Here is a 13,456-nt window from a genome sequence, read left to right as displayed (position 1 = left end):
TTAAATTCCCCCCTCGTAAATTTTCTTGCTCAGGTACCTCTCGCTGCCATCGGGAAAGATCGTAACGATATTAGCTGGACCTTTTATTTTTTTCGCGATCTGATACGCCGCAAAAAAGGCTGCCCCCGAGGAACTGCCCACCAGCACTCCTTCCCTCCGGGCAAGTTCCCTCACCATTTCAAAGGCATCTTCGTCCATTACGGTGACCACTTCATCGATTAAGTTCACATCGAGTGTTTTTGGTATAAATTCCACACCGATTCCCTCGGTCTTATGCGGTCCTTTTGGACCTCCACCTAGGATAGAACCCTCGGGCTCTACAGCTACGGCTTTTACCTCCGGGTTTTTCTCTTTGAGGTACCGGGCCACACCGGAAAAGGTGCCGCCGCTCCCTACCCCGGCCACGAAATAGTCTATCTTCCCTCCCAGCTGCTCATAAATTTCCGGGCCCGTTGTTTTGTAGTGAGCCATGGGGTTTGCCCGGTTTTCGAATTGGTTTGGTATAAAGGCTCCATCTATTTTCCGGCCCAGTTCCAGGGCTTTCTCAATGGCGCCTTCCATGCCCGCCTCAGTAGGCGTGTGAACAATTTCCGCCCCCAGGGCTTTCATAAGCTCCTGCTTTTCCACGGAGAATTTTTTCGGCACCACTAATATAACCCTGTAACCCCTTTCCAGCGCGGCCATTGCAAGACCAATACCGGTGTTGCCTGCCGTAGGTTCTATTATAGTGCCCCCGGGTTTTAAAAGCCCCGCCTTTTCAGCTTCGTCCAGCATAAAGATGCCTATCCGGTCCTTCACACTTCCACCCGGATTAAAATACTCCAGTTTGGCGTATACGTTAACACCTTCCGGCATTGGAAAGCGGGTTATTTTCAAGATCGGAGTATTTCCTATAAGCTGTTTTATATCATCGACTATCGGTCCCGCCATTTTTCTTGCCTCCTCTATTTTCCAATTTTTCGAAGGCGCCGTGCCCGACGGCCAGGAATGTCTTTATATTTTCGAGAGGTGTATCCGGCGATATCTCGCAGCCGGGCATCAATAAGAACTTGCGGTTACCGGCTTTCTCCAGACACTCCAGAGCCTTCCTTTCAACTTCTTCCCTGCTCCCGTATTCCATTACCTCCGACGGGTCCACATTGCCGGCGAGGCAAATCTTCTCGCCTAAAACTTCTCCGGCTTTTTCTAAATCCACCTTGTGGTCGACCGACATTATGTCCGGGTCGATTTCCCTGATAAGATCAAGGCGATCAATGGTATCCCCGCAGATGTGGAGTAAAACCGGAATTCCAAGCCCCTTGATCTCCGTAACGATCTTTTTAAGGCATGGGTAAACGTATTTTTCGAAATGTTTCCGGGATATGAGGTCACCGGAAGCCGTGGGATCGGAAATATAGATCATTTCCGCACCGCTTTCTATAAAGGGAAGCCCGTACTCCAAGAATATTTCCGTAGAAATTTCAAGAAGCTCGAGTACAAATCTTTCGTCCCTATACAAAAGCCTCAAAAAATTTTCAGGACCCACCATCTGGGCAGCCTGAGTAAAAGGCGCCCTTATATTTACAGCCACCAACGTCCTGTCCTTTAAAGCCAGGGTTAACTCCGCCGACGCCTGCCAGAGTTTTTTCACCCTCACATCACCGGATATTTTCTTAAGGTCCAGATTCTTAAGTTCTTCCCTACTTCTAACGAGAGGCATTTCAGCAACTGGTGGTCCCTTTTCGGGGAATTTATACATTGCCCCCAGAACCATCAAAGGCACACTAGTAAGGCCTGCCAGAAAGAAAAATATATCCGAATCGATTTTTTGCACTTCTTCAGCAATAACGGACAGCAGCCCTTCAGGGTCTTCCAGAAACTTTTCTATGGTATATCCTCTTCGATTTAAAGCCCAGAACTCGGTGGCGAAAACGGAACAGGCCCGAACCGGTTCGCCCTTTAACATCTTTAAAACCCGCTGTTTTCCTTCCATGACCTATCTCCTTCCGGAAATTTCAAACTTTCCGCAAACAAGCGGTCAAAACCTTCCATTGTAGAAAGCTCCAGGTACCTCACCATTCCCGCTATATTCTCGGCTTCTTTTCTCTTCGCTCCGGAAAGCAGGCACATCGTAGCTCCGGCTATAGAGGTATTTCCCGCGAATGTGAGGCGTTCTGTCCATTCCCCGGCTATCATACCTATCCTCGAAAGGCTTTCAGGGCGCAAGTGTGCTCCGAAAGCCCCTGCCACGTAGACCCGGCGTACATCTTTTGGAGAAATTCCTTTTTCCCTGAGCAAAGCCCTGATACCGGCCCAGATGGCCCCTTTAGCCAGCTGCACCTGGCGAATATCTCGGGATGTTATAAAAACATCGTCCTCCTGTTCCCCGCCGTAGGCTATGATAAAAGCGGTCGATCTTTCTTTTTCAACCAGGCGGGCCGCCAGGTTCGGGCTGGCGATTTGCCGCGCTTTATCGGGGAATACCATTCTGCCGCTGGGCTCTACAAAACCTATCTTTAAAAGCTCTGCCACCAGGTCCACTATGCCGCTTCCGCATACTCCCTTGGGCTTGTCATCGCCTATCGTCCTGATAAATACATCTTCACTTATCCTGACCTCTTCGACGGCACCATCGGCTGCTCTCATACCGCAGCTGATGTTGACACCCTCCAGGGCCGGTCCTGCAGCGCATGAACATGCAACCATTTCGCGACCGTCAAAAAAGACTATCTCCCCGTTGGTACCTATGTCTATGAACAGCGCGGTATCATCTTTCTTGTAAAACCCGGTGGCAAGAATCCCGGCAACTATATCCCCGCCCACATACCCGGAAATTGCGGGCAGGCAGTAAACCCTACCGAAGGGAGAGATAGAGATTCCCAACTCTTGCGCTTTTATGTCGATACCTCTTTTGAGCACCGGGTAATACGGGGCGGAACCTATGGATTCGGGATTTATGCCAAGAAACAGGTGGGTCATAGTGGTGTTTGCGGCAACCGTCATTTCGTAGATGTCTTTTTTGTCGATACCCGCCTTCTTAACGGCTTTTTCGAGAAGGTCGTTTATAGAGTTCACTATGGATTTCTGAAGTTCGGAAAGAAACTGCTCCCCCTTTTTAGCATGGGAAATGCGGGACAGTACATCCTGACCGAATTCTTTCTGTGGGTTTAAGGCGGAAACCACCGCCTCTTCCTTTCCGCTTACCATATTTACTAAAGACAGCACCACTGTCGTTGTACCTATATCGAGGGCGGCTCCGTAAATTTTCCCGGTTGTATCGCCTTCTTCAATACCGGCTATCATGTTATCTCTGATTACTGCGGTCCCTTCCTCAGGCAGGCCCCGGGATATCGACCGGAGTAGCTCCAGCCTGCACTCCGGATCTACTGGACAGCCAACCGCCAGAGTCAGCCGTTCTTCCAAAGACAGGGCATCCTTCGAATCCTTTGCGAAAAACCGCCGCTTTTTTACCGGCGGATCCATGGTAAAGCTGCCCATGATACCCCGTTCCAGCACTCTAGCTTCCTCATTTTTGAATACCACTTCTATTTCCATATCGGAGGCCACCGTATAAAGGCAGGCCAGGCGAACGCCTTCCTTTAATTCTCTTTCCGGGATTAGCTTTATCTCTTCCTCTTTTGGGGGCTGGACCTCAGATGTTATTTTTACCCTGCATTTGCCGCAGGCGCCGCAGCCTCCGCAGGGAAAATCCATTCTTATTCCGGCTCTTCGCAACACTTCCATCAGATTTACTCCGGTTTTCGCCTTTATTATCCTGCCGTCAGGCCGTAAAGTTATCGTGACTTCTGACATTTTCTCCCTCCCAGAACTGGTGAAAATACTGATACAGGGCAACCAAATTTTCAATGGAATCTGGGGTAAAGCCGCCGTCGCTGGAGAATATATAACCGCTTTCTACAAAAAGTTCCATGACACTCCTCAGGTTTGCCAACACGGATTTTGCGTTATTGGCTTTAAAATGGAGATTAAAATTGCCCATAAAGGCTGCTCTGCCGTGGATAATCTCTTTTATCTCCTTCAGAGATTCAAAGTCCAAACCGTCAAATCCGTGAAGGACGTCTACTTCCAGGTCAAGCAAATCCGGCAGAATGGGTTTTATTAATCCGTCCGAGTGAAAAAAAACCGGTTTCCCCAGCTGTTTTATAATATTTACAAGCACTTTAAGTTCGGGAAATATAAATTCCCTTAAAGCTTGAGGGGAAAACAGGGGCCCGTTCTTTCCTGCCAGGTCATCCAGAATAAATATACCGTCTACCTCAAATTCCTTAAGCCGCTCCAAAAGGGATTCGCGCCTTTTTCTTATCTCTTGAAGAACCCGGCGGTATTTTTCCGGCTCCTTTTTAATCATCCGGGCGGCCACTTCAAGGGTGAGTTCTGCGACGCTCTGCCAGAATACTCCCGGTATACCTGCTATTACGAAATAATCCGATCCTTGAAAATACCTCAGTTCATCAAAACCGGAAGATAGTCCATCATTTCCCGAAAAATCGGGATTTAGATGCACCACCACCAGGTCGGCCCCGAGGAGCCGGAGAAATCTCCTTTTGTCTTCCTGGGATAAACCCGGGAGCGTCATCTCACCGCAGGGGGGTCTGTCCAGAATTCTTCCTTCAAGCGCGGCCGTTACCCTGTCCTTTCTTTTCAATCAATCCCTCTCTCCCTTCGCCGCTCGAACCATTGCCCGTATGTTTTCAAGAGGTGTCCTCGGACTTATGCCGCAAGCAGGGGCTAGTATCCCGGCACCCTGTTTAATGGAGGTCACCGCAGCTATCGCCACCTTTTCCGGAGTCCCCTTTTCAAGCAGGAAGGTGCTCACGTTGCCCATAATGACCTTATCGGGCAGGCTTTCCTTCACCTTTCGAAGGCCAGTAAGAGCATCGATGCTGATAACGGGCGATTTCAATTTACCGAGTTCAGCCAGCACCGATCCCAGCCTGCCGCAGATGTGCACCATGGCATACCCCGAAGAAGCCTCCACCGCATCCGTTATTTTGTTGATATACGGTACGGCCACTTTCGAAAAAGCCCAGGGCCCCAGGATCTCACCGGTACCGCTAGGATCGGCTATGTTGATTATATCCGCTCCCGCTTTCAGCATTGCCTTGGCGAAAAATATCAGGTTGTCGGTGACAAAATCGAGAAACCTCAAAGCAGTGTCCGGCTTTCGCCTTAGGGCTCTGTAAAAATCCATGGGCTCGATAAGGGAAGTGGCAAGGCTTATGGGGCCGGTGATATTCCCAATAACCGGGGTCTCGGGGCATTTTTCTTTCAATATCCTTATTGCCTCCAGAACGATCGAAACCCGGTAATGGTCTTCGGTGATTGATGGGAGGTTCTCCCATTCTTCAACTCTTTTCAGCGGGTATTCTGCCACTCGCGGTTCGGTAGACTCGGTGCCTATAAAGACTCCGGCGCCAAGGGCCTCGGCCTCTACCGTCATACAAAAAGGCACGCCCACATTTTCAATTCCCCCCAGGTGCTTCACGCCCAGAGAAAGCATGGCCATATCTTTCGGGTCGATATGGGCCCGTGGCCAAGTGCGCCCTGTGGCCGTCATTACCTCCCGAACCGCCATATTCATCATACCCCCGGGGCATATCACGGGCACCCGGTCTACCGGTTTGCCTTCCAGCACGTTTATGAGCCTCGTCTTTTCGCTGTTAGTCATCGTTCTCCCCCTTATAACGACTTGGCCTGCATTATACCCAGCAGCTTTTTTGCCATCCTTACGGCGCCGGTGGCATTTTCGCCGTATCCGTCGGCACCTATGGAGCGTGCAAAACTCGAGGAAATGGGCCCGCCGCCCACCAGAACCTTTACTCTTTCCCTCATGTTTTCTTTTTCCAAAAGGTCGATAACTTTTTTCATTTCATCCATGGTGCTCGTCATGAGGGTAGAAAGGCACAGAAGGTCGGCTTTAACTTCCCTAACCTTATCTACAAAAGCCTTCGCCGGCACATCTCTGCCCAGATCGTACACGCGAAATCCCGACGCCTCGAGCATCACTTTCACCAGGTTTTTCCCTATATCATGGGTATCTCCTTCCACAACACCGATCACGACAGACCCGAGGTATAGATTTTCCTCTTTTTTAATGTGCGGAGTTACCACATTGAGCCCCGCGTACATGGCGTCGGAACAAAGCAGCAATTCGGGCACGAAATACTGGTTTTCTTCGAAAAGCTTCCCGGCCTGGTTCATACCAACTATTAGACCTTCGTTGATTATCGCCATCGGATCTATGCCGGCGTCCAGCGCTTCTTTTGAATATTTGGCTGCGCCTTCTTCATCCATGTTCAAAACGCTGTCGGCAACGGCTTTTAATAATTTTCCGGAATCCAAGAAAAACCCCCCTAATTCCTAGTATTTCGATACGATTTGTAGACTTTACTATTATGATATAAAAACGCATTTTTTTTGTCAAGCGGATATATTGACCCCAAAAAAGATAGTTTTATAATCAATTGTGAATATTAAAAACCGGGAACATAAAGGGAGTTTTTTCGATGGACAGGTCGCGGACGGAATCTATAAAGCACAGATTTGAAAGGATCGTTCCCTTTTATGATCTGGTAGTGGAAGGCCTTTTCGGGCATACCTTGAGGAAGTGGAGGAAAAGGCTCTGGAAAACAAAAGCGGGAGGTTTATCCTCCCGCTTCAGACTGTCGACAAAGTAACTGTCGACAGTCTTTTTTTGCAAAAGCTAGTACAAAAATCATCAGCTTTTTAGTAAAATTAAAGAAGATACAAAAATATTGTGGGGCGATGAAATGTTAACGAAGAAAAATCGAGAAATAATAGAGCAGGTAGAATTAGTAAGCATCGATAGCTTAGTACCTCAAGACCATCTCCTTAGGGCAGTAGAAGAAAGCATCGACTTTAATTTCATTTATGATGAAGTAAAAGACCTATATAGCGAAAATACAGGAAGACCTAGTATTGACCCGGTAGTGTTAATTAAGCTACTCATGCTCCAAGCATTGTATGGAATCCGCTCCATGCGCCAAACCATCAGAGAAGTAGAAGTCAATGTAGCTTACCGTTGGTTTTTAGGCTATGGATTACAAGAAAAAATACCTCACTTTTCAACTTTTGGAAAAAACTATGAACGGCGGTTTAAGGAAAGTGATCTATTTGAAAAGATATTCGAGCGGGTGTTGATGGAAGCAATAGAATGCGGGTTTGTTAAAACAGATGCAGTATTTATCGATGCTACTCACATAAAAGCCAGTGCCAATAAGAATAAATATATCGAGAAAGTCGCTAAGCAACGGACTCAAAAATATAAGGAAGAACTTTTAAAAGAAATCAACGCCGAACGGGAAGCAAACGGTAAAAAGCCCTTTGAAGAAGAAGATGATGATGACGATAACAACAAAGGAGAAAATAGCTCTAAAAAAGTCAGGGTAAGCACCACAGATCCTGAAAGTGGGATGTTTCAAAAAGGGGAAAAAGAGCGCTGCTTTGCCTACACAGCTTCTGTAGCCTGTGACCGGAACAACTTTGTCCTTGGTGTCAAAATAGCACCTGGAAATGTTCATGACAGCCAGGTATTCTCCGATTTATTTCAAGAAGTAAACGATAAATTTTCTAAAATAGAGGCGGTAGTGGTTGATGCAGGCTACAAAACCCCCGGGATATGCAGAGAAATCATTGAGGCAGGAGCGCTTCCCGTTATGCCCTACAAGAGGCCGATGACCAAAGATGGTTACTTTAAAAAACGCGAATACGTCTATGACGAATATTATGATTGTTACATATGCCCCAACAACCAAATATTAGAATACAGCACCACCAACCGGGCGGGATACCGGGAATATAGGAGCAACCCCCAAATATGCTGTAAATGTCCCATGCGCCTACAGTGCACCAAAAGTAAAAATTACACAAAAATCATAACTCGGCATATATGGGAGCATTACATAGAAATAGCGGAAGATATAAGACACACCCAATGGGGTAAAGAACTATACAAAATGCGCGGCCAGACCATCGAGCGGGTATTTGCCGATGCGAAGGAAAAGCATGGCATGCGCTATACAAATCTACGAGGCTTGAGGAAAGTTGGACATTACCTCACCTTCTTTTCGCATGCATGAATTTAAAAAAGCTGGCTTTATGGAAGAAAAGACGGGGAACGTTTCCGCCAACAGTCCCCGCTTTACATTCGTTTTTCTTAAAAATTTTCTTCGCCTTCAACAAAAAGCCGCTTTTAGGTTATGCATCCTAAAAGCGGCTTTGTCTACAAGCTGAAGCGGGAGGTTTATCCTCCCGCTTTTTAAAAACTATTTTACCGCAGCGCACGCGTCACAGTTACTGGTTTTTCTGTCGCCTTCACCCCGAACCATCGTTATTGCGCCCTTGGGGCACTTTTCCTCGCAGATGCTGCAGCCTATGCAGAGCTCCGCATTAACCTCGTGTTTTTTCTTAACCTCGCCCGATATGGCGTTCACCGGGCAGTTTTTGGCGCAGATGGTGCATCCGATGCAGTTGTCATTGATGACTGCCTTCTTCCTCTCGGCGAAAGCCGAGGTAATGGCCTTAGTCGGGCACTTCTCGACGCACTTCATGCAGTTGCGGCACTTTTCGTAATCTATTATCGCCACGTTGTTCACCACGTGGATGGCGTCAAAGGGGCATGCCTTTTCGCACTGCTTGCAGGCTATGCAACCTACTTTACACACGTCTCTGGTGTCCTTAGCCTTCAAAGTGGCTCTGCAGCGCACGTGCACTTCGTTTTTCGCCGAAGTGAGCGCTATCACCTGTTTGGGGCATTCCTTTGCGCAAAGCCCGCAGCCGGTGCATTTTTCTTCGTCTATTACAGGCAGGCCGTTCTCACTCATGGTAATGGCACCCACAGGGCACACCTTTGCGCAGTCGCCGAACCCGATACATCCGAAGGTACACCCCTTCGGTCCGCCGTTCACCATGGACGCGGCTCTGCAGGATTTTACGCCGTGATACTCGGCTTTTAGTTTAGCCTCGTTTTTACCTCCCTGGCACAGGACCCGGGCAATTTTTCTCTCCGCGGATTCACCTGTATCCGAGACTCCCATTATTTCAGCAATTTTTTTTGCCACAGCAGGGCCGCCTACCAAACAGGCATTGACCGGCGCTTTTCCTTCCACTATCGCTCCCGCAAGACCCGAACAACCGGGATAACCGCAGGCACCGCAGTTTGCTCCCGGTAGCGCCTCATTAATGGCATCAACCCTGGGATCCGTTTCTACAGCAAATTTCTTTGACGCATAGGCAAGCCCGGCACCAAGCAGGAGGCTCAAGCCTCCCATGCTCATCAGCGAAATCAGTATTACGTTAGCCATGATTTCACCTCCTCAACGCATTAACTACATCGGAATTAATCCGGAAAATCCGAGGAACGCCATTGATAGAAGTCCAGCTGTAATCAGTACTATGGCTGTTCCCTGTAAAGCTTCGGGGATATCGCCGAACTCCATTTCTTCCCTGATACCCGCCATCAAGGCCATGGCCAGCGTAAAGCCGATACCGGCCCCGAGACCAAAAGCAACGCTCTGTATGAGGTTGTAACGCTTTATAGCGATCAACAGCGCAAGGCCCAGCACCGCGCAGTTAGTGGTGATAAGTGGCAGGTAAATTCCCAGAGCCTTGTACAGAGCGGGGCTTGTCTTCAGTATTACCATTTCCACCAGCTGCACCAGTGCCGCTATTACCAGAATGAAAGATACGATCTGTAAAAACCTGGATAATCCGAAAGGTTCCAGAATATAAAACTGTATGAAATAGGTTGCCACCGAGGTCATCGTTAGCACGAAGGTAGTGGCAACACCCATGCTGATAGCGGTTTCCAGCTTTCTAGAAACGCCCAGAAACGGGCACTCTCCGAGGAACCTCGATAACACAAAATTATTAACTAAGACAGACCCGGCAATTATAAAAAACAGTTCCTTCACCCGACTCACCCCCTATCAATGGCATTGGGTATTCTTTACGCTTTTGCGCGTAATTACATTCATTATTCCGAGCAAAATACCCATGGTGAAGAAGGCGCCCGGTGGCAGAAGCATTATAACCCAACGAGTTGCATTTTCGCTCAGCACATGATAGCCGAAGACTGTACCGGACCCCATAAGTTCCCTTACGGCCCCTATCATGGTAATAGCCCAGGTGAAACCGATACCCATACCCAAGGCGTCAGCTATAGCCCTGAGCGCTGATACCTTTGACGCAAAAGCCTCAGCCCTTGCCATTATTATACAGTTCACTACAATCAGCGGTATATAAAGTCCCAGGATTTTATACATCGCCGGAAAATAGCCAGACATAAAAAGATCTACTACGGTTACAAAAGTGGCTATCACGATTATATAACACGGTATCCTAACCTTAGCCGGGATAATATTCCTGAGCAACGAAATCAGAAGACTTGAAAATACTAGCACAAAAGTCGTAGCAAGCCCCATGGCTATGCCGTTCATAGCGGCGGTGGTTACCGCCAGCGTAGGGCACATACCTATTATCATCCTGAATGTGGGGTTTTCGTTCCATAGCCCGTTCAGAAAGTCTTTAACCAGCTGGTACATCAATAGTCACCTCCGACCGGGTATATTTTAGTGACCTTTTCCAGAGCGGTTTTTATGCCGTTGGCCACTCCCGCCGGGGATATGGTTGCACCGGTAATTACCTGAACGTCCTCTTTGGGTACAAACGGGTCATTTACGGACTTCCCTTTGAACTGATCCGTAAACGCCGGTTCCTGTATCCTAGCGCCGAGGCCCGGAGTTTCAGCCATTGAAAGGATTTGCAGGCCGGTCAGCTTGCCTTCTTTGGGGTCATATCCCACCATCATCTCGATAGGACCACCGAACCCCTGACCGGTGGATTTAAAGGCAATCCCTTTTTTATTGCCCTGATCGTCAAGGCCGATATAAAAAGTCATACCTTCTTTTTCTACCTGTTCGTACCTAGTTATACCTGGAATCACATTTTTTATAGAAGCTTCCAGGTCTTTTTGGGCCTGTTCCTGAATTTTGGGAATGGTTACCTCGTAAGAAAATGCCAGCACCGCACCGGACAGCACTGAAAAAATGAACAGTACTACTATCATTCTTACATACTGGTTCATCTGGTCTTCACCTCCCCGTAAATCCTGGGAACTGTAAGCCTGTTTATTATAGGAGTAAAGGCATTCATCAGCAGGATCGAGAACGATACACCCTCGGGATATCCTCCATAAAACCTTATGAGTACCACGAAAATACCTGCACCGATGCCGAATATTATTCTCCCGAGCCTTGTCACGGGAGTCGTCACCATATCGGTAGCCATGAAGAAAGCTCCCAGCATCAACCCTCCGGCCAGGAGGTGGAATATCGGGTCCTTACCGAGGACCAGAGATAACACTGCAATAGTGCCTAGATAGCTTGCGGGAATTCTCCAGTCCACATACCCTCTGTATATCAGGTAAAGGCCGCCCAGCAGAATCATCAGGGCGGAGGTCTCGCCTAAGCTGCCGCCCACATTACCAATAAAAAGCTTAACATAATCGGTTGATACCCCCTGCATCTTCATCAGAGCAAGAGGGGTTGCACCCGTGGTGCCATCCACCGGGTTGATCCAGGTGGTCATCTCCACGGGGAAGGTCACCATGAGGAATACACGCCCGATAAGAGCCGGGTTGAATGGGTTTGCGCCCAGCCCGCCGTAAATCATCTTGCCGAGGGCTATAGATACGACGGAGCCGACTACAGCCATCCAGAGCGGTAGGCCGGGTGGAAGATTCAGAGCAAGTAGGATACCCGTTACAACGGCACTTCCATCCCATACGGTAATTGGTCTGCCCCGCAGTTTCTGGAAGATAGCTTCGGTGAGTACCGCCGCCAGTGTAGTGGTTACCACAAGAAGCAGGGCTTGTAGCCCGAAAAAGTAAACTCCCGCTAACGTGGGCAGGAGCAGTGCTCCGGCCACGTTGAACATTATCCTCTGCACGCTTTCCCCCGAATGGATGTGCGGGGAAGACGCTGTTAAGAATCTATATTCTCCCATCGAAAAGACCTCCTGAATCCAGCTTATTTTATATGCGCAATCCTAGATCGAAATTGCCGTTAAATCTTTGCATTACACTATATATTCCTACTTACTTCTTTCTAGAAGCCATTATTCGGTTTTTGGCAAGCCTTATAAGCTGGGTAAGCGGAATATTCGCCGGGCAAACATAGGCGCAGCAGCCGCACTCGATGCAGTCCAGCGCGTGATACCGTTCGGCCTCAACCCACATGCCCCTTTCCGCTAACTTGCCCAGGTAAGTGGGCAGGAGGTGAATGGGACAGGCGTCCACGCACCTTGCGCATCTTATGCACGGCATCGGTTCGAACAGCTTTACTTCCGATTTCTTAAGCACCAGTACTCCTGAAGTGCCCTTGATTACCGGCACCTCCAGCTGAGACTGGGAAACCCCCATCATCGGCCCGCCCATGATTACCTTGCCGGGTTCACCGTTGAATCCGCCGCACTGTTCGATGAGTTCTCCAACGGGGGTACCGATCCTTACCATCAGGTTCTTGGGTTCCTTAACCCCCGAACCGGTGACCGTGGTTATCCTCTCGATAAGAGGCATGCCGGTTTTCAACACGTTCGCAATTGCGGCGCAGGTACCGGCATTATCCACGATCACGTGCACGTCCATAGGAAGTCCTCCGGACGGCACCTCTCTTCCGGTTATGGCGTAGATGAGCTGTTTTTCGCCGCCCTGGGGGTACTTAGTAGCCAGGGGAACCACTTCTATGCCCTTAAAGCCCTTTACCGCGTCGTTCATTGCTTTAATAGCATCGGGTTTGTTGTCCTCGATGCCTATATAGGCCTTTTCCACTCCCGTGGCCTTCATTATCGCTCTGAGGCCCAGCACCACATCGTCGGGCCTTTCCACCATAAGGCGGTGGTCGGCGGTAAGGTAGGGTTCGCATTCGGCCCCGTTGACTATAATCGTATCAATGGTCTTGCCGGCCGGCGGCGAAAGTTTCACCTGGGTCGGGAATCCGGCGCCGCCCATTCCGACAATCCCCGCTTCCCTTATGAGGTTTTTTATCTCATCAGGCGTCATCTCATCGAGGGATTTCGGGGGTTTTACACCTTCGTATACCTCATCCATGCCGTCGGATTCTATGACGACAGACATGACCGGCGTTCCGGATGAATGGGGCCTCGGTTCGACCGCAACAACCTTTCCTGAGACACTAGCGTGGATGGGGGCCGAAACAAAGGCCTTCGCCTCACCGATCTTCTGGCCGACCTTAACATGGTCCCCCACTTTTACCACCGGTTCGCAGGGCGCGCCCACGTGCTGGCTCATCGGTATGACGGCCAGCTTCGGCAGCTTTGCCCTTTCAACCGGCTTGCGTTTGGTTAATTCTTTATTATACGGAGGATGAATACCTCCTTTAAAAGTTTTTAGCATTGTTTCACCTCTCCTTCCGGTATA

The 13,456-nt window shown here is 49.0% G+C and carries 13 protein-coding genes and 1 pseudogene; 2 read left to right on the top strand and 12 right to left on the bottom strand.

All coding sequences use genetic code 11. The features are described 5' to 3' along the window. From cysK to TOCE_RS03540, 6 genes are read right to left on the bottom strand one after another with little or no spacing between them, the layout of a single operon-like run. Window positions 1–930, bottom strand: a complete 930-nt coding sequence (cysK, locus tag TOCE_RS03565) for a cysteine synthase A (protein ID WP_013275527.1) — start codon at window positions 928–930, stop codon at window positions 1–3. Then, window positions 908–1,972: a uroporphyrinogen decarboxylase family protein gene (locus TOCE_RS03560; protein ID WP_013275526.1), complete on the bottom strand. Its 1,065-nt coding sequence runs from the start codon at window positions 1,970–1,972 to the stop codon at window positions 908–910. The genes cysK and TOCE_RS03560 overlap by 23 nt, the downstream gene beginning before the upstream one ends. Beyond that, window positions 1,948–3,792 carry an ASKHA domain-containing protein gene (locus TOCE_RS03555; RefSeq protein WP_013275525.1) on the bottom strand — a complete coding sequence of 615 codons (1,845 nt, stop codon included), beginning with the start codon at window positions 3,790–3,792 and terminating at the stop codon, window positions 1,948–1,950. Before TOCE_RS03555 ends, TOCE_RS03560 begins: the two co-directional genes overlap by 25 nt. After that, window positions 3,761–4,645 carry a uroporphyrinogen decarboxylase family protein gene (locus TOCE_RS03550; RefSeq protein ID WP_013275524.1) on the bottom strand — a complete coding sequence of 295 codons (885 nt, stop codon included), beginning with the start codon at window positions 4,643–4,645 and terminating at the stop codon, window positions 3,761–3,763. The genes TOCE_RS03555 and TOCE_RS03550 overlap by 32 nt, the downstream gene beginning before the upstream one ends. After that, window positions 4,646–5,668, bottom strand: a complete 1,023-nt coding sequence (locus TOCE_RS03545; protein ID WP_013275523.1) for a methylcobamide:CoM methyltransferase MtbA — start codon at window positions 5,666–5,668, stop codon at window positions 4,646–4,648. A gap of 11 nt (window positions 5,669–5,679) precedes the next feature. Beyond that, the gene (locus TOCE_RS03540) at window positions 5,680–6,342 is read right to left on the bottom strand and encodes a corrinoid protein (protein ID WP_013275522.1); all 663 of its coding nucleotides are present in this window, start codon (window positions 6,340–6,342) and stop codon (window positions 5,680–5,682) included. A gap of 164 nt (window positions 6,343–6,506) precedes the next feature. On the opposite strand from TOCE_RS03540, the gene TOCE_RS12270 reads away from it, so the two are divergent. Both TOCE_RS12270 and TOCE_RS03535 read left to right on the top strand, forming a co-directional pair. Further along, the gene (locus tag TOCE_RS12270; protein ID WP_013275521.1) at window positions 6,507–6,677 is read left to right on the top strand and encodes a hypothetical protein; all 171 of its coding nucleotides are present in this window, start codon (window positions 6,507–6,509) and stop codon (window positions 6,675–6,677) included. A 93-nt stretch (window positions 6,678–6,770) separates the two neighbouring features. Continuing rightward, window positions 6,771–8,230, top strand: a pseudogene (locus TOCE_RS03535) (IS1182 family transposase). Window positions 8,231–8,285: 55 nt separating this feature from the next. On the opposite strand, the gene TOCE_RS03530 reads toward TOCE_RS03535, so the two are convergent. From TOCE_RS03530 to rsxC, 6 genes are all read right to left on the bottom strand, one after another. Further along, window positions 8,286–9,323 carry an RnfABCDGE type electron transport complex subunit B gene (locus tag TOCE_RS03530; protein ID WP_013275519.1) on the bottom strand — a complete coding sequence of 346 codons (1,038 nt, stop codon included), beginning with the start codon at window positions 9,321–9,323 and terminating at the stop codon, window positions 8,286–8,288. Between the two features lie 24 nt (window positions 9,324–9,347). After that, a complete protein-coding gene (rsxA, locus tag TOCE_RS03525) occupies window positions 9,348–9,932 on the bottom strand; it encodes an electron transport complex subunit RsxA (RefSeq protein ID WP_013275518.1) in 585 nt (194 codons plus the stop codon). A 15-nt stretch (window positions 9,933–9,947) separates the two neighbouring features. After that, window positions 9,948–10,562, bottom strand: coding sequence for an electron transport complex subunit RsxE (gene rsxE / locus TOCE_RS03520; protein WP_013275517.1), 615 nt, complete (start codon window positions 10,560–10,562; stop codon window positions 9,948–9,950). Continuing rightward, window positions 10,562–11,104 carry an RnfABCDGE type electron transport complex subunit G gene (locus TOCE_RS03515; RefSeq protein ID WP_013275516.1) on the bottom strand — a complete coding sequence of 181 codons (543 nt, stop codon included), beginning with the start codon at window positions 11,102–11,104 and terminating at the stop codon, window positions 10,562–10,564. The genes rsxE and TOCE_RS03515 overlap by 1 nt, the downstream gene beginning before the upstream one ends. Further along, complete coding sequence (locus tag TOCE_RS03510) at window positions 11,101–12,024, bottom strand: RnfABCDGE type electron transport complex subunit D (protein ID WP_013275515.1); 924 nt, start codon at window positions 12,022–12,024, stop codon at window positions 11,101–11,103. The genes TOCE_RS03515 and TOCE_RS03510 overlap by 4 nt, the downstream gene beginning before the upstream one ends. Window positions 12,025–12,115: 91 nt before the next feature. Beyond that, window positions 12,116–13,432, bottom strand: coding sequence for an electron transport complex subunit RsxC (gene rsxC, locus TOCE_RS03505; protein WP_013275514.1), 1,317 nt, complete (start codon window positions 13,430–13,432; stop codon window positions 12,116–12,118). Between the last annotated feature and the right edge of the window lie 24 nt (window positions 13,433–13,456).

The sequence above is a fragment of the Thermosediminibacter oceani DSM 16646 genome, assembly GCF_000144645.1.
GTDB classification, from domain to species: Bacteria; Bacillota; Thermosediminibacteria; order Thermosediminibacterales; family Thermosediminibacteraceae; genus Thermosediminibacter; species Thermosediminibacter oceani.
This window is presented reverse-complemented; position numbering and strand designations above follow the sequence as displayed.